The sequence below is a fragment of the Nocardioides sp. S5-5 genome, from assembly GCF_054954065.1.
In genome coordinates this window covers 3,336,219-3,357,665 of record NZ_CP199913.1, presented here as the reverse complement: position 1 = coordinate 3,357,665, position 21,447 = coordinate 3,336,219, and the positions used below count along the sequence as shown (strand labels likewise).

The window sequence follows — 21,447 nt, the reverse complement described above, 5'->3', positions numbered from 1 at the left end:
GCGGGGTCATGACTCTCGGAGAACGACTGCCGGCCAGTGCCGGCAGCGAGATCGACGATCTCGTCGACGAGGCGCAACGCTGGCTGCACCGCGACGCGGAGCGCAGTCGCGGCCTGCTCGACCGGGCCGAGGCCGGCCTGCGCGGCCAGCGCGACGTCGCGCGGGTGGCGTGGCTGCACCAGGTGCGCGGCGACCTCGCCGTCGCCTGCGGGGAGCTCGGCGCGGCCGCCAGCCTCTACCGCACCGCGCGCCGCCACTGGCTCGCCGTGGGCGAGCCGGTCGAGGCCGCCCGGGCCGCGGCCGGCGGGCTCGAGGTGCAGCTGCTGGTCGGCGACTTCGAGGCGGCCGAGTCCGGCCTGCTGCGGCTGCAGGCCGAGCTCCACCGGGTCGCTCGCCGCGACTCCCGGGTGCCGCGCCTGGGCGCGCTCGTGCAGCGCCAGCTCGCCGACGCCCGGGCCGGACGGGGCGAGGTCACCGCCGCGCTGCGTCAGTACGACGCGGCCGAGAACCTGTTCGCGGCCCTCGCCGACGCCGACAGCATCGCGCGGGTGCAGCACCTGCGCGGGCTGGCCGCCCTCGACGCCGGCCTGACCCACAACGCGCTCCTGGAGCTCAACCGGGCCCGGCGGTCCTACGCCGGGTCCGGCCAGCACCACCGCGCCGCGGCCGTCGCGACCCGGGTCGCCGAGGCCTACTCCGCCACCGGTCAGGTCGCCCGGGCACTCGAGGTGCTCGACTGCGTCGCGCCGGATGTGCCGGAGGCCCAGTGGCACGTCGCGTTCCACGCCCTCGTCCGCTCCGGCGCCCTGCTGCGGGCCGGCTTCGCGGCCGAGGCGCACGCGGAGGCCGGCGCGGCCGAGGAGGTCTTCGTCCGGATCGGGGCCGTGGAGCACTCCGCGCGCGCCGCCCTCGCGAGCGCGCAGGCCTCGCTGGCCTGGGGCAGGCGGCGTGCCGCGGTCGCCGAGCTCGAGGTCGCCGAGCGGCTCTTCGGCGAATGCGGCAGTCGCCACATGCGGGTGCGCACCTGGCTGCTCCAGGCCCAGGCGGCCTGGGCGCTCGGGGATCCGGAGGGCTGTCGCGCCGCCTGCGACCGGGTCCTCGCCGCCGAGCACGACGACACCCCGCCGTCCCTGGCCATCCACGCCCGGCTGACCGCGGCCCGGACCGCCGAGGTCGACGCGGCCGCCGAGCTGCTCGACGAGGCCGACCAGTGGGCCGCCCGGGTCGCGATCCCCGAGCTGGAGGTCGACGTGCTGCTCGCCCGGGCCCGCCACGAGCGGCGCACCCGGCAGGTGCCGCGCGCCGTCGAGACCCTGCGCCGCGCGCTCAGCGTCGGCCGGGCCTGGGAGCAGCGGCTCGGCCAGCGTGGACGCGTCGTGTGCCCGTCGCTGACCGAGGCGGGCGAGGAGCTGATCCTCCTGCTGCTCGAGCGCGGCGACCACGCCGGCCGGGTCGAGGCCCTGCGCCGCGCCCGGGCCGCCAAGCGGGCCCGGGTGGAGCTGCCGGCTCGCCGGCCCATGGACACTCCCGACGAGGAGGAGCGCGGACGGCGCCTGGACGCCCTGCTGTCCGATGCCGTCGCGGTGACCGCGGTCGCCCTCCCACGCCCCGAGGAGGACGCCGACGAGGTGCTGCCCGCCGTGCCCAGCGGGTCGCTCGTCGAGTTCTACGTCGCCGGTGACGACATCGTGGTGTTCGTGGTCCGCGACGGCCACGTCGACGCCCGGGTGCTGACCAGCGCGACCGAGGGCACCCGGCGGCTGGTCGCGGCGTGGCAGCAGGAGTGCCTGCTGATGGCCCCGGGCTACCGCGGCCCGGCGGGATGGACCACGTCGGCCGCCCTCGACGGTCTCTACGACCTGCTGCTCGCACCCGTGGTCGACCTGCTCGAGGACCTCGACGACCAGCTCCACGTCGTGGGCCACCGGCACCTGCACGGCGTGCCCTTCGACGCGCTCCTCGACGAGGTCGGCCCGTGGTACGCCCACCTCGCGCGCCCCGGCACCCCGCCCGAGCCCGGCAGCGTGCCGATCGCGGCTCTCGATCTCGCGACGCTGGTGGTCGCCGTACCGGACCAGAACGCGCCCTCCATCGCCGACGAGGCCGAGATGATCCTGCGCACGCTCCCCGCGGCCGACGTCCTGGTCGGCGCGGGAGCCACGGCGCAGGCGCTGGCGGAGCGCGCCGGGGGAGCCGATGTCGTCCACCTGGCCTGCCACGGCGTGTTCCGGCCCGACGACCCGCTCGGGTCGGGCCTGCGGCTCGCCGACGGCTGGCTGCACGCGCGCGACCTGGTCGCGGGCGCCGTACCCCTCGACGGGGCGGTCGTGGTGCTGAGCGCCTGCAGCTCGGGGCGCTCGCCCGACTACACCGCAGGGCAGGTCGGGCTGGTGCCGGCCTGCCTCGCCGCCGGCGCGCGGGGCGTGATCGCCGCGCTGTGGGCGGTCGACGACCAGGTGACCCTCGAGCTGATGACGCACTTCTACCGCGCGCTCGCGGAGGGGACCGAGCCGTCCCTCGCGCTGCGCCGCGCCCGGCGCGCGGTGGCTCGGCGGCTGCCGCACCCGTACTACTGGGCCGCGTTCTGCTACGTCGCGAGCGAGTGATCGAACTTTCTTCGATGCGTCGTGGATCAATCGCCCGGGCCGGCGCACTAGTGGCACGTGTCCAGTCGATCCGAAGACGAGGGCGAGCTGCGGGCCGACCCCGACCAGCACGCCGCGACCCTGCGTGCCACCCGTGATGCCCACCGCGACGCCCAGGCGATCTTGGCCCTCGCCGGGCAGGTGCGGGACGAGGCGAGCGAGGCGGCCGAGGCCATCGTGCTCGAGGCCCGCGACGCCGCCGAGCGCACCCGGCTGGAGGTCGCCGCGTGGGCGGTGGAGCAGCGCACCAAGGTCGACGCCCTCGTGGCCGACCTCGCCGAGGCCGCGAGCCTCGACGCCGAGGTGATCCGCGCCGAGGCACTGCGCACCTCGATGAGCGAGGCGGAGGAGACCGCCCGTCACTACGTCGCCGACGCGACCACGCAGGCCCAGCACATCGCCGGCGAGATCAGGACCGAGGCGCGCCTGGTCCTCGAGCGCGCCACCGAGCTGTGCGACGAGGTGACCGAGGCGATCGCGGACCTCACCTGGGCCGCCGCGGCGGTCTCGTCGCGGATCGAGGGCGCGCGCGCCCGGATGGCCGACGTGCTCGCGGGGCATCCGGTGCCCGAGCCGGCACCCGAGGACGCCGGGGAGGCGGACGGCCTGGGATGATCGGGGCGTGAGCACCGACCTGTACGCCGTCACCGTCCTGGGCCACGACCGTCCCGGCATCATCGCCGCCACCACGGCCGGCCTCGCGGAGCTCGGGCTCAACATCGAGGACTCCACGATGACGCTGCTGCGCGGGCACTTCGCGATGATGCTGCTGTGCCGCGGCGGCTCGGACGCGGCCGCCATCGAGCGTGCCCTCGCCCCGCTCGCCGCCGGCGGCGACCTCGACGTCGCCGTCCGCCCCGTGACCGACGCGCCCACCAACGCGGCCGGCGGCAGCGCCTGGGTGCTGACCGTCCACGGGGGCGACCGCTCCGGCATCGTCTCGGCCGTCGTCGCCGAGGTCGCCGCGGCCGGCGGCAACATCACCGACCTCACGACCCGGCTCGCCGGCGACCTCTACCTGCTCGTCGCCGAGCTCGACCTGCCGGCCGACGCCGACGTCGCGGCCGTCGAGGACGCCATCCGGGCCTCGGCCGAGCGGGTCGGCGTGACCGCCACCCTGCGCCCGGCCGAGGCCGACGAGCTGTGAGCCTCGAGGAGGGCAGCGCGCGGGTCGCGGGCTGGTCGGAGGCCGAGCTCGGCGTCGAGGGGCGGGTGCTGACCGTCGTCCGGGCGCCCGAGGGAGTGCTCTCGGCCCGTGGCGCCGACGTCGACCCGACCTCGGCGGACATCGTCCAGCTCGCCGCCGACCTGGTCGCCACCATGCGGGTCAGTCCCGGCTGCGTCGGTCTCGCCGCCAACCAGATCGGCGTCGGGGTCCGGGTGTTCTGCGTCGACGTCACCGAGCATCCCAAGACCCGCACCCGGCACGGCACCTTCGTGCTCTGCAACGCCGAGGTCGTCGAGTCCAGCCGCAACGAGAAGGCCCGCGAGGGCTGCATGAGCGTCCCCGACCTCACCGGCGACGTGAAGCGCGCCTCCCGGCTGACCGTCCGCGGCCGGCTGCCGGGAACCGGCGAGACGGTGTCGTTCGCGACCGATGCGTTCGAGGCGCGCGCCCTGCAGCACGAGATCGACCACACCGACGGCCTCCTGTTCCTCGACCGGGTCGCCGGCGCGCACGCCATCTATCCTCGTCAGACCTACCTGTAGCCTGCCTGCAGACAACGCCCCCGTATCCCAACTGGCCAGAGGAAGCCGCCTTAAAAGCGGCACAGTCTGGGTTCGAATCCCAGCGGGGGCACTCCTTCTGCTCAGAGCAGAACTCTCCGCGGACGCCCTGGCCGGGCCGATCCGCCGACCTACGATGAGGCATGGCCGAGGATCAGAACGCGGCGGAGCCGCTGTGGCGGGACCTGGTGGGACGACGGCTGCGCGACCTGCGCCGCGAGCGCGGCGAGACGCTGAGCGAGACCGCGGGCCGGGCCGGCATCTCGCCGCAGTACCTCTCCGAGATCGAGCGCGGCGTCAAGGAGCCGAGCAGCGAGATGATCGCGGCCGTCCTCGGCGCGTTGGGCACGACCCTGCTCGACCTCACGACCTCGGTCGCCGGTGACCTCCGCCCGCTCGCCGTGTCGGTCGCGGTCACCGGCGCCGCCTACGCCCTCGCCGCCTGAGCCACCACCGCGGGACCGCGGTCCTCGATCACGTGGTCGATCAGGCCGTACTCCCGTGCGCCGGGCGCCGTGAACACCCGGTCGTGGTCGGTGTCGGCCCGCAGGGTGGTGGTGTCCTGGCCGGTGTGCCGGGACAGGATCCGCTCGATGTCGGCGCGCACCCGCACCACCTCGTCGGCCTGCAGGATCAGGTCGGGGATGGCGCCCCGGCCCTGCGCGGCCGGCTGGTGCAGGACGACGCGGGCGTGGGGGAGCGCGGACCGCTTGCCCGCCGCGCCGGAGGCCAGCAGCACCGCGCCGACGGCGATCGCCTGGCCGATGCAGGTCGTCGCCACCTGCGGCCGGATGAACTGCATGGTGTCGTGGACGGCCAGCATCGCGCTCGGGTCGCCGCCCTCGCAGTTGATGTAGAGCTGGATGTCGCGGTCGGGGTTGTCGGCCTCGAGGTGCAGCAGTTGGGCGACCAGCGAGTTCGCGACGCCCGCGTCGATCGCCGTACCGAGGTAGACGACCCGTTCGGTGAGCAGGTGCGAGTAGACGTCCATGATCCGCTCGCCGCGCGGGTGCTGGGCGATCACGTTGGGGACGAGGTAGCTGCTCACCGGGCCACCCCCAGGCCCAGGGGTGCGCGCCGGGGCGGCACCAGCACGTCGTACGACGACACGATCTCGTCGACGAAGCCGTACTCCAGCGCCTGCGGGGCGGAGTACCACCGGTCGTGCAGCGAGTCCTCGAACACCCGTTCCAGCGGCTGCCCGGTGTCCTCGGCGATCAGCGCGAGCACCGTGTCGCGGGTCTGGCGCAGGTCTTGCGCCTGGAGCTCGATGTCGACCGCGGTGCCGCCGATCCCGGCGGAGCCCTGGTGCATGAGGACCCGGGCGTGGGGAAGGGCGCGGCGCTTGCCGCGGGTGCCGGAGGACAGCAGGAACTGCCCGGCGCTGCACGCGATGCCGAGCGCGAGGGTGGCCACGTCGCAGGGCACCAGCCGCATCACGTCGCGGAGGGCGAGCATCGCCGGCACCGAGCCGCCGGGGGAGTGGATCCACAAGGCGATGTCGGCGTTCGGGTCGTCGGCGGCGAGGTTGACCAGCTGGGTGGTCAACAGCACGCCGTTGTCGTCGTCCAGGGCTCCGTCGAGGACCAGCACGCGCTGCTGGAGCAGCTCGCGTCGTGCCCGGTCGTCGAAGGTGCGCGGTCGGTTGTCGTCGCTCATGACGCCACTGTTCGCGGGGATCCGGGGGCGGACCAGGCCGTTCCGCCCAGGGCAGCGGCGCGCTGCTGACGGCAGCGCTTGACTTCAGGTCCACCTGAAGCGGGACAGTGGTCGCATGCACCGTCACGAGCACCATCACGACCAGACCCTCGCCGAGCTGCGGGACGCGTTGAGCGCCGGCTTCTGGGACGAGCGGTACGGCGGCACCGACCGCGTCTGGAGCGGCCGGCCCAACCAGCGCCTGGTCGAGCAGACCGCCGACCTCACGCCCGGCACCGCCCTCGACGTGGCGTGCGGCGAGGGTGGCGACGCCGTGTGGCTGGCCAAGCAGGGCTGGCAGGTCACCGCCGTCGACGTGTCGGAGGTGGCGCTGGCCAAGGTCGCCGCGCACGCCGAGGACGAGGGCGTGGCCGACCGGATCAAGGTCGGCTTCTACGACGCGCTCGCGGAGCCGCGGCCCACCGGCCGCCGCACCTTCGACCTGGTCACCGTCAGCTTCCTCCATGTCCCGCAGCCGGACTTCGCGGCCATCTACCGCGGGATCGCCGACGCCGTCGCCCCGGGCGGCCGGCTCCTGGTCACCGCCCACCACCCCGACGACGTCGCCACCGGCGCCCGCCACGACCACGGCCCCGGCCTGATGTTCGAGCCCGAGCGGGTGCTCGAGACGCTCGGCGCGGACCGGCCCGACGGCCCCTGGGAGGTCGAGGTCGCCGACACGCCCGTGCGCGAGCAGGCCACGCCCGAGGGGCCGCTGCTGGTGCGCGACACCGTGGTGCGGCTGCGCCGTGGTGCTTGAGGGGCGGCGTCGGGGAACCTTCTTCGGCGCTCGTGCGTTCCCCCAGCATCGAGCCACCTAGACTGTAGGTGGAGGGCAGCCACCGTGGCCGCCCGGCAGACTCGCAAGCCTGCGGAGGAGACCATGCAGAGCAACAACCCGGTGTTCCGGCGCTCGGAGGAGTTCAACCGCTCCGGAGCCGCCGCCTACCAGGGCTTCGGCGAGCCGCAGCAGTACGGCGGCTACGCCCAGCCCGGCCACCCGGCGCCCGAGGCCCCCGCCCGCCAGGGCCGGATGACCATCGACTCGGTCGTCCAGTCCACGGCCATCACCCTCGGCATCACGATCCTCGCCGCGGCCGCGACGTGGTTCCTCACTCCTGACCTCGACAACTCCGACGCCGTGGGCACGCTGTCCGGCATCATGATCGTCGGCGCCGGCGCGGCCTTCATCCTGTCGCTGGTCAACTCGTTCAAGCGCGTCATCAGCCCCGGTCTGGTCATCGCGTTCGCGCTGGCCGAGGGGGTCGCCCTCGGCGGCCTGAGCAAGCTGTACGACGCGGTCTACGGCGCCGACTCGGCCGGCATGGGCGGCATCGTCGTCCAGGCCGTCATCGGCACCTTCGCCGCCTTCGCAGGCACGCTCGCGGCGTACAAGTTCTTCAACATCAAGGTCGGCCAGAAGTTCCGCACGTTCGTGATCGCCGCCATGTTCGGCATGGTGGCGCTCAGCCTGATGGAGGTCGTGCTCGGCCTCTTCGGCGGCGGCGTGGGCCTGTTCGACAACGGCACGCTCGGCCTGGTCTTCGCGATCGGCGGCCTGGTGCTCGGTGTGTTCATGCTGATCCTCGACTTCGACTTCATCGAGCAGGGCATCGCCAACGGCATCCCGGAGCGCGAGTCCTGGCGTGCGTCCTTCGCGCTGCTCGTCAGCCTGGTCTGGATCTACACCAACCTGCTGCGTATCCTCGCGATCCTCCAGCAGGACTGACCTCCCGCGACAGCCGGCCCCGGCTCCACCTCGGTGGGACCGGGGCCGTCGCGCGTCCGCAGCCCGCTCAGGCCGGGTTCGGAGCCGACTCGTGCTCCTCGGGCGCCTCGCCGGGGACGTGCCGGCGCGAGCGACGGTGGCGCAGCTCGACCCACAGCCCGCGCACGCCGGCCCGGCGGCCGCCGACCTCGGTGCCGCCGAGCTCGGTGCCGGGCTCGTTGACGGCCTGGACGGCGGCGCGGGTCACGGGGAGCACGCCCTCGCCGCGGAAGGCCTCGAGGCCGGCCTCCTCGGGCGCGTGCTCGAGAGCGGCCAGGACCGAGGGCACGAGCACGCCGGCGAGCGCCCGGTAGCCCTCGGCCGACGGGTGGAACTGGTCGGGGCCGAACAGCAGGGCGGGCGCGGCGGCGAACTCGGGGCCGAGGATGTCGCCGAGCGACACGGTGCGGCCGCCCTCCTCGACGACGGCGATGGTCTGCGCGGCGGCGAGCCGGCGCGACCAGGCCCGGGCGACCTGGCGCAGCGGGGGAGCGATGGGCTGGACGGTGCCGAGGTCGGGGCAGGTGCCGACGACCACGGTCGCGCCCGAGGCGATCAGCCGTCGTACGCCGTCCGCGAGCGAGCGCACCGAGTGCGAGGGCCGCACGGTGTGGGTGACGTCGTTGCCGCCGATCAGGATGACCGCGGCGTCCGGCTCGATGGGCAGCGCCCGGTCGACCTGGGCGGCCAGGTCGGAGGACTTGGCCCCGACGACACAGAACTCGCGCAGGTAGACCCGGCGGTCGGCGTGCTCGGCGACAGCCGACGCGATCAGCGCGCCCGGCGTCTCCTCCACCCGCTCGACGCCGTACCCGGCCGCGCTGGAGTCGCCCAGGATCGCGATCCGGATGGCGGGTCCAGGGCGGCCACGTCCGTACCAGCCGGTCGCGTCCGGCGGCGGCTCGTCGCGGGCGGGACCGATCGTCTTGCGGGCGATCTTGGCCTCGGCGGACAGCACGCCGTAGAGACCGGCGCCGAGGGCGGAGAGCCCGCCGCCGCCGTACAGCGCGGCGGCGGCGAGCTTGCGGGCTGCGGACGCCTTGCTCACGCACGCCATGCTACGGAGACACCGATACGGTGGTCGCATGGAGTACGTCGAGTCCCTGCTGGAGCTGATCGGCAACACCCCGCTGGTCCGGCTCAACCGTTCCCTCGACCTGCCCGCCGACGGACCGTTGGTGCTGGCCAAGGTGGAGTACCTCAACCCCGGCGGCTCGGTGAAGGACCGCATCGCCACCCGTATGATCGAGGCCGCCGAGGCCTCCGGCGCGCTGCAGCCGGGCGGCACGATCGTCGAGCCGACGTCCGGCAACACCGGCGTCGGGCTGGCGATGGTGGCCCAGCAGAAGGGCTACCACTGCATCTTCGTGTGCCCCGACAAGGTGAGTGAGGACAAGCGCAACGTCCTCAAGGCGTACGGCGCCGAGGTGGTCGTGTGCCCGACCGCCGTCGCCCCGGAGCACCCCGACTCCTACTACAACGTGTCCGACCGGCTCGCCAACCAGCCCGGTGCCTGGAAGCCCGACCAGTACTCCAACCCCCACAACCCGCGCTCCCACTACGAGGAGACCGGCCCCGAGCTGTGGCGCCAGACCGAGGGCCGGATCACGCACTTCGTCGCTGGCGTCGGCACCGGCGGCACCATCTCCGGCATCGGCCGCTATCTCAAGGAGCACTCTGCCGACAGGGAAGGGGGCGCCGTCCAGGTGGTCGGCGCCGACCCGGCGGGCTCCGTCTACTCCGGCGGCACCGGTCGCCCGTACCTCGTCGAGGGCGTCGGCGAGGACTTCTGGCCCGAGACCTACGACCGCGAGATCGCGGACCGGATCATCGAGGTCTCCGACGCCGACTCGTTCGCCTTCACCCGCCGCCTCGCGCGCGAGGAGGCGCTCCTGGTGGGCGGCTCCTCGGGCATGGCCGCGTACGCCGCGCGCCAGCTCGCCCAGGAGCTCGCCGAGGCCGGGGCGAACGACGCCGTGATCGTCGTGCTGCTGCCCGACTCCGGTCGCGGCTACCTCAGCAAGGTGTTCAACGACGACTGGCTGGCGCAGTACGGCTTCAGCACCGGCCAGCCGCGCCCGGCGCAGACCATCGGGGAGGTCCTGCGCGGCAAGTCGCAGGGGATGCCCGCGCTCGTGCACACCCACCCCAACGAGACCATCGCCGAGGCGGTCCAGATCCTCCAGGAGTACGGCGTCTCGCAGATGCCCGTCGTGCGCGCGGAGCCGCCGATCGTGGCGGCCGAGGTCGCGGGCTCGGTCTCCGAGCGGGCCCTGCTCGACGCGCTGTTCACCGGCAAGGCCAAGCTGACCGACTCGGTCGAGCAGCACATGTCGGCGGCGCTGCCGACGATCGGCTCGACCGAGGACGCGACCGCGGCCGTGCCGCTGCTGGAGTCGGCCGACGCCGTCGTGGTCCACGAGGACGGCAAGCCGATCGGCGTGCTCACTCGGCACGACCTGCTCAACTTCCTCGCGCGCGGCTGACGCCCGGTCCCTCGCTCCCGCGGGATGCGGGGAACACGCCGAGGAACCCGCCAAGTTGGCCACACGAGGGCGGTCTGTGGTGTGGTGAACAGGAGCCGCGGTCCGCCGATCGACCATTCCGGGGTATGACGGGAAGCTCCGACGTGGCTCGTCCGGAGGTGCTTCCGAGCCCGTGTGGGACTTCATCTCGAGCCGCCGTGGCGACATCGCCTTCCTCACCTACCAACATCTCAGCCTGGTCGTGCAGTGTGTGCTCCTGGCGACCGTGATCGCCGTCGGGCTGGCCGTGCTGATCACCGGCACTCCGCGCCTGGAGCCGGTGGCCAACGCCCTGTCGGCGATCGGGCTGACCTTGCCGTCCTTCGCGCTGATCGGCATCCTGCTCCCGCTGTCGGGCCTGGGTGTCACGACGGCCGTCATCTGCGTGACCTTCTACGCGACGCTGCCGATCCTGCGCAACGCCGTGGTCGGCCTGCAGGGGGTGGACGCGACCCTGGTCGAGTCGGCCCGGGGCATGGGCATGACCGAGCTCGGCGTGCTGGCCAAGGTCCGGCTGCCGCTGGCCTGGCCGGTGATCCTCGCCGGGATGCGGATCTCGCTGCAGATGTCGATGGGCGTCGCGGCGATCGCCGGCTACGTCAAGGGCCCCGGCCTCGGCGAGTACATCTTCACCGGTCTCGCCCGCCAGGGCGGCGCGACCGCGCTCGACTACGTCCTGGTCGCCACGGTCGCGATCGTGGTCATCGCCCTGCTCGCCGACGCACTCCTGCTGCTCCTCGGCCGCGTCACCATCTCGAAGGGAATCCGCGCATGAGCACCGACACGTCCCCCGGATCGACGGCCTCGGACGCCACGCCGGGCGAGATCAGCGGCGCCGAGATCCGCCTCGAGAACGTCGTCAAGAGGTATCCCGGCCAGAAGGCGGCGGCGGTCGACGACCTCTCGCTCACCATCCCCGCCGGCGAGTTCGTGATGTTCATCGGGCCCTCCGGGTGCGGCAAGACGACCTCACTGAAGATGATCAACCGCCTGATCGAGCCGACCTCCGGCACGATCACCATCGACGGCAAGGACGTGCGCCAGGAGAACGCCACCTCGCTGCGCCGCAAGATCGGCTACGTGATCCAGGGCGGCAGCCTCTTCCCGCACCACACCGTCGCCGCCAACATCGGCGCCGTGCCCAAGCTGCTGGGCTGGGACAGGTCGCGCATCGCCGCCCGGGTCGACGAGCTGCTCGACCTGGTCGGCCTGGACCCGGTCAAGTACCGCGACCGGTACCCGCGCGAGCTGTCCGGTGGCCAGCAGCAGCGTGTCGGCGTCGCCCGCGGCCTGGCCGCGGACCCGCCGGTCATCTTGATGGACGAGCCGTTCGGCGCGGTCGACCCGATCACCCGTCAGCGGCTGCAGGACGAGATGCTCAGCATCCAGCGCGAGCTGCGCAAGACGATCGTGTGCGTCACGCACGACATCGACGAGGCGATCAAGCTCGGCGACCGGGTCCTGCTGCTACAGGAGGGCGCGCGCATCGCCCAGTACGACACTCCCGAGAACCTGCTCGCCGCACCGGCGAACGACTTCGTCGCCGACTTCGTCGGCGCGGGCTCCACCCTCAAGCAGCTGTCGCTGGCGCGGGTCTCCGAGGTCGACCTGCGGCACCCGACCACCGCGAAGGTGGGCGAGTCGACCGGCGAGGTGCGCCAGCGAGCGCAAGCCAACGGCGACTCGGCCGTCGTCGTGCTGGACCATCGTAACCGCCCGGTGGCCTGGCCCTGGCTGCGCCAGCTCAGGGGCGACGTCATCCACGAGGGCACCGAGGACCTGATCAACCTCGACCGGCGGGCGACGCTCAACGACGCGCTGGACACCATGCTGACCAGCAGCCACGGGGGAGTGGTCGTCACCGGCGACCGTGACCAGTACATCGGCGTCGTCGACTTCGCCGCCGTCACCCAGCACATGCGACTGCTGGAGGAGCGGGCCGAGGCCGACGCGGCGAGCGCCGCCGTGACGCCCGCCCCGACCGCGACGCAGGGCGAGGAGTCGCACGGGAGCGAGGTCTGATGTCCGCCCAGACGCCCGCGGCGCTCGACAGCGCCCCCGCCGAGACCGGGCCGGAGCCGACTGCGACGAGGACCGGCGGCCGCATCTCGCGCGAGATGCTGCTGATGCTGGTCGTCCCGCCAGTCCTGATCGTGCTGGTGTTCCTCGGCTTCGTGATCTGGCGGGGCGCCTCGGACCTGGACAGCGTCGAGACGAACCAGCTGCGCTGGAGCGAGATCACCTCGCTGATCATCGAGCACCTGCGGCTGACCTTCGTCTCGGCGGCGTTCGTGGTCCTCACCGCGATCCCGGCAGGCGTGCTCCTCACCCGGGGCCGGGCCAAGGCCGCGGCGCCGCTCGTGGTGGGCGTGGCCAACGCCGGCCAGGCCGCGCCGGCGGTGGGCCTGATCGTGCTGCTGTTCCTGTGGCTGACCGGATGGAGCAGCTTCTGGGTCGCCGTGCTGGCTCTGACCCTGTACGGCTTCCTGCCGGTGCTGCGCAACACCATCACCGGTCTGCAGGGAGTCGACCCGACCCTGGTCGAGGCCGGCCGCGGCATCGGCATGACGCCCGCGGGCACGCTGATGCGGATCGAGCTGCCGCTGGCCGTGCCGGTCATCATGGCCGGCCTGCGCACCGCGCTGGTCCTGATCGCGGGCACCGCCGCCCTCGCCTTCTTCATCGGGGCGGGCGGCCTGGGCGAGATGATCAACACCGGCATCACGCTCTTCCGCTTCTCGCTGATGGTCGCCGGAGCGGTCCTCGTCGCGCTCATCGCCCTCCTCGTGGAGTGGATCGGCCGGGTGCTCGAGGTGCTGGCCCGACCGAAGGGGATCTGAGATGTCTGTCCGCCTCCGTGCCTCCGTCGCCCTGGCCGGGGCGTTCGCGACGGCGATGACCGCGATGACCGGCTGCGGCCTGCAGACCGCCGGCGGGGTCGTACCGGCCGCGCGGCTGACGGGCGCCGACGCGGCGTCGCTCGAGGGCGCCGAGATCGCGGTCGGCTCGAAGAACTTCAGCGAGAACATCATCCTCGGCAAGATCGCGTTGATCATGCTCCAGGCGGCCGGTGCCGAGGTCACCGACCTCACCAACATCCCGGGCAGCACCGCGGCCCGGCAGGCGGAGGTCGAGGGCCAGATCGACGCGATGTGGGAGTACACCGGAACCGGGTGGATCAACTACCTGCTCCACGACGACCCGATCCCCGACGAGCAGGAGCAGTACGAGGCGGTCCGCGACGAGGACCTGGCGAAGAACCGCCTGGTCTGGCTGCCGCCGGCGCCGATGAACAACACCTACGGCTTCGCGATCACCAAGCAGAGCGCGGAGAAGTACGGCATCTCGACGCTGTCGGACATCAAGAAGCTGCCGAAGGAGGCACAGACCTACTGCGTCGAGACCGAGTTCACCAATCGCAACGACGGACTGCCCGGGATGCTGGAGAAGTACGGGCTCACGGCGTCGGGCAGTCAACTGAAGACCTTCCAGACCGGCGCGATCTACGACGCCACCGCCCGCGGAGAGTGCGTGCTCGGCGAGGTCTTCACCACCGACGGCCGGATCCTGGCCCTCGACCTGAGTGTGCTCGAGGACGACCAGTCCTACTTCCCGAAGTACAACGTGTCCCTGGTCGTGCGCGAGGAGCTGTTCGACAAGTACCCGCAGATCGAGGACTTGATGGCCCCGGTGACCGAGAAGCTCACCGACGAGGAGCTGATCAAGATGAACGCCGAGGTCGACGTGGACGGTCGGGAGCCGACGGACGTGGCCTACGACTGGCTCGTGGACCAGGGGTTCATCGAGAGATAGCGGCAGGTGTGGTGCGGGGTGAACCCGAGGGCGTCCCAGAACGCCAGGCCGGCCTCGTTGGCGGTCTCGACGTGCAGCCACACGGTCAGCGCGCCCTGCTCGGTGCCCCAGGTCACCAGCTCGGCCAGCACGTCGCCGGCCAGCCCGCGCCGACGGTGGCCGGGGTCGACGGTCAGGCCGTAGACCCCGAGCCAGTCGCCGTCGAGCCGGGCCCGCGCCTCGGCCAGCGGGTCGCAGCCGGCGCCGATGGTCGCCACCGCCCGAGGCCCGGACACCTCCAGGTCGGCGCCCTGCCTCCGGCGGCCCAGCGCCCGCCGGACCCGGGCCGTTCCGGCCAGGCGGAGCTCGGCCTCGCCGTACCCCAGGTCGGTCCAGCCGAGCGCGCGCAGCTGGTCCTCGACAGCGGAGCCGGCCTCGACCTGGACCAGCGGGTCGCGCCCGCGCGCCGCGTAGAAGGCGAGCACCTCGGTGAGGGCCGCGGCCACCGGGCGGCCGGGATCCCCGATGGCCAGGCAGGAGTTGGCCCGCTTGCGGAGCACGTCGACCGGCGGCCGCTGGGCGCGCAGCTCCCACTCGCCGAGCGGCACCCGCTCGAGGTCGGGCCACAGCGACGCCGTGCGCCCCTCGGACTCGCGCACCCCGACCCGGTGGCGGACCGAGGGCCGCGGCGGGACCGGCTTGCCGGAGACGATGTCGGCGATCGCGATCGTCACCGCGACGCCCGTCTCGGGTTGGACGACGCACGCGCCGTCGGCCCACGACAGGCAGGTGCCGAGCACGTCGGTGAGCGCCGGCCCGCCCGAGGGGCCGGTCCGGCCGCGCAGCAGCCGGCGGACGACGACCCGCTGGCCCACCACGTGGGGGCCGAGCAGATGCTGTCCCAGATCTGGGGGTCCTGGCGTGTCCGGCACGACGGGGATACTAGGCTGAGCCTCGACACGAAACACTTTCGTGTCGAGCATCCGCGCTCGTTGGTCTCAGGAGGAATCGATGACCTACGTCATCTCGCAGCCGTGCGTCGACGTCAAGGACCGTGCGTGCGTCGACGAGTGTCCCGTCGACTGCATCTACGAGGGCAAGCGGATGCTCTACATCCACCCCGACGAGTGCGTCGACTGCGGTGCCTGCGAGCCGGTCTGCCCGGTCGAGGCGATCTTCTACGAGGACGACGTGCCGGAGGAGTGGAAGGACTACTACGACGCCAACGTGAAGTTCTTCGACGACCTCGGCTCGCCCGGCGGTGCCGCCAAGATGGGTGAGATCGACAAGGACGCCGAGTTCATCGCGGGCCTCGACCCGCAGAACCAGGATCACTGAGACCCTTGGCGACGCCGGGAGCCGTCTCGGGCCGGCTGCCCGACTTCCCCTGGGACAAGCTGACCCCGTACGCCGCGCAGGCGCGCGCGCACGCCGACGGGATCGTCGACCTGTCGATCGGCACTCCGGTCGACCCGACGCCGTCGGTCGCGCGTGACGCGCTGGTCGCCGCCGCCGACGCCCCCGGGTACCCGCTCACCGTGGGTGTCCCGGAGGTCCGGCAGGCAGTCGTCGACTGGCTGGCCGGCACCCACGGCGTCACCGGACTGGGTCTCGACCAGGTGCTCCCGCTGATCGGCTCCAAGGAGTTCATCGCCTCGCTGCCGACCCACCTCGGACTCGGAGCCGGCGACCTGATCGGCTACCCGGCGCTGGCCTACCCGACCTACGAGGTCGGCGCCGCGCTGGTCGGTGCTCGCGCGATGGCGACCGACTCACTCACCGCCTTCGGTCCCGAGACCCCGAAGCTGCTGTGGGTGAACTCGCCGTCCAACCCGTCCGGCCGGGTGCTTCCCAAGGAGCACCTCAAGAAGGTCGTCGACTGGTGCCGCGAGCGCGGGGTGCTGCTCGTCTCCGACGAGTGCTACCTCGACTGCGTCTGGGAGGGCGAGGCCCTCTCCGTGCTGCACCCCGACATCTGCGGCGGGTCCGCCGAGGGCATCCTGGTCGTCCACTCGCTCTCGAAGCGGTCCAACCTCGCCGGCTACCGCTGCGCCTTCGTCGCCGGTGACCGCGAGGTGATCGCCGAGCTGCTCGCGGTCCGCAAGAACCTGGGCCTGATGATGCCCGCGCCCCAGCAGCACGCCATGGCCGCGGTCCTCGGCGACGAGGCGCACGTCAAGGAGCAGCGCGAGCGCTACCTCGCCCGTCGTACGACGCTCCGGGCGGCGCTCGAGGCCGCCGGCTACACCATCGAGCACTCCGAGGCGTCGCTGTACCTGTGGACCACCAAGGGCCCCGACGGCCCGGACTGTTGGGAGCTGGTCGCCGAGCTGGCCGCCCAGGGCATCCTGGTCGCCCCCGGCGCCTTCTACGGCGCCGCCGGCTCGCACCACGTGCGGGTCGCGCTCACCGCCACCGACGAGCGGATCGCCGCGGCGGTGGAGCGGCTCACACGCGGCTGATCGTCGCGGTGCGGCCGAGCGCGGCCAGCAGGTGGTCGAGGTCGTCCGGGTCGGACGTCAGCACGTGAGCGTCGTCGGGGCACAGCACGGCGATGTGGGCATCGACGATGTCGCTGGTGCCCGTGTTGGCGAGGAGGCGGCCGATCCGCCGGGACGACCCGGCGTCGATCGGCTGCTCGTCGATGCCGCGCAGTGTCGTCGCCAGCAGCGCCTGCCGGGCTCCGTTGCGCCACACCTGGGCCACTGCCCCGCTGCTGGTCCGCACCGCCATGCCCTCCTCGTGCGCCGTTCGGATCTTCGCCAGCACCGCCCGGTTGCGCCATTCGACGGCGAGCAGTGCACCGGCGTCCAGGACCAGGGTCATGGTGTGGGCTCCTCCTTCCAGCGGCCGGGCTCTTGACGGAAGAAGGCGCGGGCCTCGGCCAGCTCCTCCTCGGTGAACGCGCCGTACTCGGCCTCGTAGTCGTCGAGCGCCTTGCCCAACAGCTGGTTGCGCAGCTTCATCTGGGCGGCCCGCGTCATCCAGGCGCTCACGGACTCGCCGGAGGTCGCCGCCGCCTCGCGCACGGCGTTGCCGGTGTCGTCGTCGAGGTTGATGGTGATCCGAGTCATGTCTCCAGCGTAGACGCATACAATCGTATGCGCACTGTCGATCCCGGAGCCTGTGGATATCTCGTCCCAGGTCAGCGGAACACGTCGACATGCACATGATCCCGGTGCTCGAGCACCTTGCGGTCCCCCGAGGACGACGGCGGGTCGTAGTCGCGCCAGCCCTGGCGCCCGGCGGTCCAGATCCGGTCGTCGAAGATGACCGTGCGGATCCGGAGCCGGGCGGCGTTGGCGACCGACCAGTGCGCGATCGCCCAGCCCTTCGCCTTGTTCGGCTTGGAGATCGGCCGCACGAACACGTCGATCGCGCGGCCGTCGTAGTGCGCCGAGCCCTCCATGTGGCCGGTGGACACGCCGTCGGGATCGAAGCCGCCGAGCTGGAGCCTGCCGAAGCGGGTGAGCAGCTCGGTGCGGACCTCGTCGGCGCGCGGGGTGAGTCCGCTGGCGGCCGGCTCGGCGTCGGCGGTGGGCGCGCCGCCGGCGAGGTCGCAGCTGAAGGTGGCGGGCGAGTAGCCGGTCAGCGCGGAGGCGAGGGCGCGGCCGTCGGCCTCGTGGTCGGCGTACGCATCGGGGAAGGCGGAGCGCTGCACCCGCTGGGCGGCGACCGTGATCTCCATGCTCTCGTAGCCGTCGACCTTCACCAGCGCGTCGTAGAACGCGTTGGTCGCGTAGACCGGGTCGAGGATCTGCTTGCGGGTGCCCCAGCCCTGCGACGGGCGCTGCTGGAACAGCCCGAGCGAGTCCCGGTCCCCATAGTTGATATTGCGCAGCTTCGACTCCTGGTACGCCGTCGCCAGCGCGATCGAGGTCGCCCGGGCCGGCAGCCCCCGGCGTACGGCGATCGATGCGATCAGTGCCGCGTTCTCGGCCTGCTCCCCGCTGATGTCGACGGTGTGGTCGGCGACGGTGACCGTGCAGTCACCGCTCGGGCCGCCGACCAGCTCGTCGGTGGCCCGGAGCACGCCGATGCCGATCGCCACCGCGGTCGCGAGGACCGTGATGGCGACGACGACGCCCCACGCCCTGCTCTTCACGGGACCAGTGTGCGTGGGCTGTGGTGACGCAGGGGTGCGCTCAGCGCGGCGATCAGTTGGCGTGCAGCGCGGCGTTGAGGGCGATGCCCTCGCCCTGCCACGGCGCCGCCTCGATCGCGCCCGACACCGAGTTGCGGCGGAACAGCACGTTGCTGGCGCCGGACAGCTCGGCCGCCTTCACGACCCGGGCGTCCTGGCCGGGCTCGAGCACGGTCACCTTGGTGCCGGCGGTGACGTAGCAGCCCGCCTCGACGACGCAGTCGTCGCCGAGGGAGATGCCGATGCCGGCGTTGGCGCCGAGCAGGCAGCGCTGCCCGACCGAGATGACCTGCTTGCCGCCGCCGGACAGGGTGCCCATGATCGAGGCGCCGCCGCCGATGTCGGAGCCGTCGCCCACGACGACGCCCGCCGAGATCCGGCCCTCGACCATCGAGGTGCCGAGCGTGCCGGCGTTGAAGTTCACGAAGCCCTCGTGCATGACGGTGGTGCCCGCGGCGAGGTGTGCGCCGAGGCGGACCCGGCCGGCGTCGGCGATCCGGACCCCCGCCGGGATCACGTAGTCGACCAGGCGCGGGAACTTGTCGACGCCGTACACGGTGACGTGCTGGCCCGCGGCCCGCAGCCGAGCCCGGGTCAGCTCGAAGCCCTCGACCGCGCACGGGCCGGCCGAGGTCCACACGACGTTGGTCAGCAGGCCGAAGATGCCCTCGAGGCTCTGGTCGTGGGGCGCGACGAGGCAGTGGGAGAGCAGGTGAAGGCGCAGCCACACCTCGACGGTGTCGACCGGCGCGGCGGCCAGGTCGGCGATCTCCACCAGGTTGACCCTGCGGGTGACCCCGCGCGCGTCGTCGGTGCCCTCCAGCGCGAGCAGCTCGGCGGGAGCCTGCGCGTCGACGGGCCTCTCGCCCAGCGCGGGCCCGGGGAACCAGGTGTCGAGCACGGTCTGGTCGGCGGCGTAGGTCGTCAGGCCGAAGCCCCAAGCGGCAGTCACGTGAGGAGATTCTAGGGCGTCGTCGGAACCGGCGGACGCGCGGCGTCGTCGGACGGACATGGCTCTCGGAACCCGCCTCCTTCTCGCGCCCCTCCTGCTCGCCGGCCTGTCCCTGGCCGGCTGCGGCGAGGACAGCCCGGTCCGCCTCGAGGTCACCGTGGCGGAGCGGTGACCCCCGGCCGTCCGTCGCCCGCGCGCGACCTCAGCCGCAGACCGGCGATCGCCGCGACCGCGCCGCAGGCGAGCAGCACCAGCTGGGGCGCGGCCGGCTCCGGGTAGCGGGGGTTGACCGGGACCCAGGTCAGCGTCACCAGCAGGAAGACGGCGAGCAGCGAGGTGACCGCGCCGCCGGCGATGAGCAGCCAGCGGGTGAAGGCCTGCTGCGCGACCGCGAGCGCGACGACGGCCAGCCCGAGGAGCGCCGCGGCCACCCACGGAAGCCCGGGCCCCCAGCTCACGCCGCAGACGGCGGGGTCGTACTCGGGGTGCCCGTCGCTGCAGGTGACGCTGAAGCCGTGGACGAGGACCTTGTCCGCCGCCACCAGTCCGGCCACCACCGCCGCGCCTGCTCCCACCGCCGCCAGGGCGAGGCGGGCGAGGAGCTGGCGAGCACTCATCGGCTCAGACTACCTGCCGCACCGCCCGATCCCCGGCAGGCTCAGCCCTCCGCCAGGATCGCCAGCTGGCGGCCCTGGGCGATCAGCCGGCCCTGCTCGTCCCACAGCTCGACGTCCTCGTCGTGGTAGCCGGCGATGACGTGGCGGGTGGTGACGTGGCCCAGCGCCCACACGGTCGCGGGGCGCCGACGGTAGTGGACGGTGAGCTGGATGGTCGCCGAGGCGAGGTGCCCGATCTCGGCGGTCACCGGAGGGAACGCGTCGACCATCGCGCCGGCCAGCAGCGCGTCGACCGGCCGCTCGTCGACGGCGCGGATCCAGCACAGCGACTCGGGGACTCCGGTGGGCTCGCCGCGCAGCCAGCCGGCGACGACGGGGGCGCGGTAGCTGTAGCGGTCGAGGATCGGCACCATGCCGGCCGGGATCAGCTCGCTCGCGTCGGCGCAGTCCTCGGGCCGGGGCACGTCGGGCGCCGTGTGCGGGGTGTGCTCGACCGAGCCGGTCGCGTCCCAGTCGTGGGTGCTGACCACGGCGTGCGCGATCTCCTTGGCCTCCTGCACCAGGACGGCGTCGTATGTCGATACACGGCGGCCCTTGCGCACCTCCCGCACCTGGACGTCGGCCGGGCCGGGCAGGGCGGGGCGGAAGTAGGTGATCGAGATGCTCAGCGCGTCCGGGTGCGCCGACTCCTGGAGCACGGCGTGCTGGAGCAGGGCCAGGACGTAGCCGCCGTTCGGCGTGCGGTTGGCGGTGTTCCAGTCGGCGGTGACCTGGACCCGGTGGACGCCGCCGCCGAGGGGCTCCGACGCGACGGCGTCGTCGAGGAGGTAGCTCACCGGGCCATCCTCGCTCACTCGCCGGTGACGCCGTCGAGGCACTCCCGGAGCAGATCGGCGTGCCCGCAGTGGCGGGCGTACTCCTCAACCATGTGGACCAGGATGTCGCGGACACTGGCCGTCTCGGTGCCCCGGCGGAAGGTCACCACCCGGCCGAGGCCCTCGTCGGCCATCCGGTCCAGCAAGGCGTCGGCGAGCGTGACCTGCTCACGCCAGGCGGCCCAGGCCTCGGCGACGGCCGCGTCGCTCGGCTCGACGGCCGCGAAGCCGGCGTCGCCGTCGTCGTAGATCCGCTCGCCCTCGACCTCGACCAGCGCGCGCTGGAACCAGAAGTGCTCGACCCGGGCGAGGTGCCGCACCAGGCCGAGCAGGCTCAGCGAGCTCGGCGGCACCGACCGGGTCGCCAGCTGCTCCGGGGTCAGGCCGGCGCATTTGCGCTCGAGGGTCGCGCGGTACTGCGCCAGGTAGTCGCGGTAGTTCGCCAGCTCGCCCGTCATGGGCCCACCGTAGGACCGCCCGCAATCCGGTTTCCGTCCGACGGCCCGCGCACCGTACCCTGGGACCACAGCGTTCGAGCCGTCATCAGCGGCGAGCTCCGGGAAGAAAGCCCTCAGCAGCACGTGGGGGCAAGTAGAACCCGGCGGGCAGGCCCGTCACAGCCGTGAACGAGAGGCCTCGGAGGTCGAGGAGGTTGCGCAGGCAACCGTCACGAGACCGGGGCAAGCGAGGTGGTACCGCGGCA

At 73.0% G+C, this 21,447-nt stretch carries 25 protein-coding genes and 1 tRNA gene; 15 read left to right on the top strand and 11 right to left on the bottom strand.

Annotation, left to right across the window (positions count from 1 at the left end):
* Positions 1–8 precede the first annotated feature (8 nt).
* The 6 genes from ACUP6Y_RS15950 (at position 9) to ACUP6Y_RS15925 (ending at position 4,819) form a co-directional block, all read left to right on the top strand.
* Entirely contained in the window at positions 9–2,606 is a 2,598-nt protein-coding gene (locus ACUP6Y_RS15950; RefSeq protein WP_462551741.1) for a CHAT domain-containing protein, read from the top strand.
* Positions 2,607–2,663: 57 nt separating this feature from the next.
* The gene (locus ACUP6Y_RS15945) at positions 2,664–3,260 is read left to right on the top strand and encodes a hypothetical protein (protein WP_462551740.1); all 597 of its coding nucleotides are present in this window, start codon (positions 2,664–2,666) and stop codon (positions 3,258–3,260) included.
* Between the two features lie 7 nt (positions 3,261–3,267).
* Complete coding sequence (locus ACUP6Y_RS15940; protein WP_462551739.1) at positions 3,268–3,792, top strand: glycine cleavage system transcriptional repressor; 525 nt, start codon at positions 3,268–3,270, stop codon at positions 3,790–3,792.
* Positions 3,789–4,355 (top strand): peptide deformylase, encoded by a 567-nt coding sequence (locus tag ACUP6Y_RS15935; protein ID WP_462551738.1) that lies wholly within the window; start codon positions 3,789–3,791, stop codon positions 4,353–4,355. Before ACUP6Y_RS15940 ends, ACUP6Y_RS15935 begins: the two co-directional genes overlap by 4 nt.
* A 16-nt stretch (positions 4,356–4,371) precedes the next feature.
* Positions 4,372–4,446, top strand: a tRNA-Leu gene (locus tag ACUP6Y_RS15930).
* A 70-nt stretch (positions 4,447–4,516) separates the two neighbouring features.
* Positions 4,517–4,819: a helix-turn-helix domain-containing protein gene (locus ACUP6Y_RS15925; protein ID WP_462551737.1), complete on the top strand. Its 303-nt coding sequence runs from the start codon at positions 4,517–4,519 to the stop codon at positions 4,817–4,819.
* Here the strand turns inward: ACUP6Y_RS15925 and ACUP6Y_RS15920 are convergent.
* Together ACUP6Y_RS15920 and ACUP6Y_RS15915 are read right to left on the bottom strand one after the other, a co-directional pair.
* Entirely contained in the window at positions 4,801–5,421 is a 621-nt protein-coding gene (locus ACUP6Y_RS15920; RefSeq protein WP_462551736.1) for a ClpP family protease, read from the bottom strand. The genes ACUP6Y_RS15925 and ACUP6Y_RS15920 overlap by 19 nt on opposite strands.
* The gene (locus ACUP6Y_RS15915; protein ID WP_462551735.1) at positions 5,418–6,032 is read right to left on the bottom strand and encodes a ClpP family protease; all 615 of its coding nucleotides are present in this window, start codon (positions 6,030–6,032) and stop codon (positions 5,418–5,420) included. The genes ACUP6Y_RS15920 and ACUP6Y_RS15915 overlap by 4 nt, the downstream gene beginning before the upstream one ends.
* Positions 6,033–6,147: 115 nt before the next feature.
* Between ACUP6Y_RS15915 and ACUP6Y_RS15910 the strand changes: the two genes are divergently transcribed.
* Both ACUP6Y_RS15910 and ACUP6Y_RS15905 read left to right on the top strand, forming a co-directional pair.
* Positions 6,148–6,831, top strand: coding sequence for an SAM-dependent methyltransferase (locus ACUP6Y_RS15910; RefSeq protein ID WP_462551734.1), 684 nt, complete (start codon positions 6,148–6,150; stop codon positions 6,829–6,831).
* Between the two features lie 123 nt (positions 6,832–6,954).
* Positions 6,955–7,800 carry a Bax inhibitor-1/YccA family protein gene (locus tag ACUP6Y_RS15905; RefSeq protein WP_462551733.1) on the top strand — a complete coding sequence of 282 codons (846 nt, stop codon included), beginning with the start codon at positions 6,955–6,957 and terminating at the stop codon, positions 7,798–7,800.
* A gap of 67 nt (positions 7,801–7,867) precedes the next feature.
* Here the strand turns inward: ACUP6Y_RS15905 and ACUP6Y_RS15900 are convergent, their stop codons facing one another.
* Entirely contained in the window at positions 7,868–8,887 is a 1,020-nt protein-coding gene (locus ACUP6Y_RS15900) for an SGNH/GDSL hydrolase family protein (RefSeq protein ID WP_462551731.1), read from the bottom strand.
* A gap of 37 nt (positions 8,888–8,924) precedes the next feature.
* Between ACUP6Y_RS15900 and ACUP6Y_RS15895 the strand changes: the two genes are divergently transcribed.
* From ACUP6Y_RS15895 to ACUP6Y_RS15875, 5 genes are all read left to right on the top strand, one after another.
* Positions 8,925–10,325 carry a cystathionine beta-synthase gene (locus ACUP6Y_RS15895; RefSeq protein ID WP_462551730.1) on the top strand — a complete coding sequence of 467 codons (1,401 nt, stop codon included), beginning with the start codon at positions 8,925–8,927 and terminating at the stop codon, positions 10,323–10,325.
* Between the two features lie 172 nt (positions 10,326–10,497).
* Positions 10,498–11,139 carry an ABC transporter permease gene (locus tag ACUP6Y_RS15890; protein ID WP_462551729.1) on the top strand — a complete coding sequence of 214 codons (642 nt, stop codon included), beginning with the start codon at positions 10,498–10,500 and terminating at the stop codon, positions 11,137–11,139.
* Positions 11,136–12,386 (top strand): ABC transporter ATP-binding protein, encoded by a 1,251-nt coding sequence (locus ACUP6Y_RS15885; RefSeq protein ID WP_462551728.1) that lies wholly within the window; start codon positions 11,136–11,138, stop codon positions 12,384–12,386. The genes ACUP6Y_RS15890 and ACUP6Y_RS15885 overlap by 4 nt, the downstream gene beginning before the upstream one ends.
* On the top strand, positions 12,386–13,204 hold the full coding sequence (locus ACUP6Y_RS15880; RefSeq protein ID WP_462551726.1) for an ABC transporter permease: 819 nt from the start codon (positions 12,386–12,388) through the stop codon (positions 13,202–13,204). Before ACUP6Y_RS15885 ends, ACUP6Y_RS15880 begins: the two co-directional genes overlap by 1 nt.
* Position 13,205: 1 nt before the next feature.
* Entirely contained in the window at positions 13,206–14,177 is a 972-nt protein-coding gene (locus ACUP6Y_RS15875; protein ID WP_462551725.1) for a glycine betaine ABC transporter substrate-binding protein, read from the top strand.
* Here the strand turns inward: ACUP6Y_RS15875 and ACUP6Y_RS15870 are convergent.
* Positions 14,138–15,088, bottom strand: a complete 951-nt coding sequence (locus tag ACUP6Y_RS15870; RefSeq protein ID WP_462551724.1) for a GNAT family N-acetyltransferase — start codon at positions 15,086–15,088, stop codon at positions 14,138–14,140. The genes ACUP6Y_RS15875 and ACUP6Y_RS15870 overlap by 40 nt on opposite strands.
* Before the next feature lie 79 nt (positions 15,089–15,167).
* Between ACUP6Y_RS15870 and fdxA the strand changes: the two genes are divergently transcribed.
* A complete protein-coding gene (fdxA, locus tag ACUP6Y_RS15865; protein WP_462551723.1) occupies positions 15,168–15,494 on the top strand; it encodes a ferredoxin in 327 nt (108 codons plus the stop codon).
* Between the two features lie 5 nt (positions 15,495–15,499).
* Positions 15,500–16,618 carry a succinyldiaminopimelate transaminase gene (dapC, locus tag ACUP6Y_RS15860; protein ID WP_462551722.1) on the top strand — a complete coding sequence of 373 codons (1,119 nt, stop codon included), beginning with the start codon at positions 15,500–15,502 and terminating at the stop codon, positions 16,616–16,618.
* On the opposite strand, the gene ACUP6Y_RS15855 is transcribed toward dapC, so the two are convergent.
* From ACUP6Y_RS15855 to ACUP6Y_RS15825, 7 genes are all read right to left on the bottom strand, one after another.
* Positions 16,605–16,982: a hypothetical protein gene (locus ACUP6Y_RS15855; protein ID WP_462551721.1), complete on the bottom strand. Its 378-nt coding sequence runs from the start codon at positions 16,980–16,982 to the stop codon at positions 16,605–16,607. The two genes, dapC and ACUP6Y_RS15855, sit on opposite strands and share 14 nt — an antisense overlap.
* Positions 16,979–17,230 (bottom strand): hypothetical protein, encoded by a 252-nt coding sequence (locus ACUP6Y_RS15850; protein ID WP_462551720.1) that lies wholly within the window; start codon positions 17,228–17,230, stop codon positions 16,979–16,981. The genes ACUP6Y_RS15855 and ACUP6Y_RS15850 overlap by 4 nt, the downstream gene beginning before the upstream one ends.
* Positions 17,231–17,301: 71 nt before the next feature.
* Positions 17,302–18,261 carry a hypothetical protein gene (locus ACUP6Y_RS15845; RefSeq protein WP_462551719.1) on the bottom strand — a complete coding sequence of 320 codons (960 nt, stop codon included), beginning with the start codon at positions 18,259–18,261 and terminating at the stop codon, positions 17,302–17,304.
* A 52-nt stretch (positions 18,262–18,313) separates the two neighbouring features.
* Complete coding sequence (gene dapD / locus ACUP6Y_RS15840; RefSeq protein WP_462551718.1) at positions 18,314–19,252, bottom strand: 2,3,4,5-tetrahydropyridine-2,6-dicarboxylate N-succinyltransferase; 939 nt, start codon at positions 19,250–19,252, stop codon at positions 18,314–18,316.
* Positions 19,253–19,404: 152 nt separating this feature from the next.
* The gene (locus tag ACUP6Y_RS15835; protein WP_462551717.1) at positions 19,405–19,869 is read right to left on the bottom strand and encodes a hypothetical protein; all 465 of its coding nucleotides are present in this window, start codon (positions 19,867–19,869) and stop codon (positions 19,405–19,407) included.
* Positions 19,870–19,910: 41 nt separating this feature from the next.
* Positions 19,911–20,705, bottom strand: coding sequence for an acyl-CoA thioesterase (locus ACUP6Y_RS15830; RefSeq protein ID WP_462551716.1), 795 nt, complete (start codon positions 20,703–20,705; stop codon positions 19,911–19,913).
* Between the two features lie 14 nt (positions 20,706–20,719).
* Positions 20,720–21,202: a DinB family protein gene (locus tag ACUP6Y_RS15825; RefSeq protein WP_462551714.1), complete on the bottom strand. Its 483-nt coding sequence runs from the start codon at positions 21,200–21,202 to the stop codon at positions 20,720–20,722.
* Between the last annotated feature and the right edge of the window lie 245 nt (positions 21,203–21,447).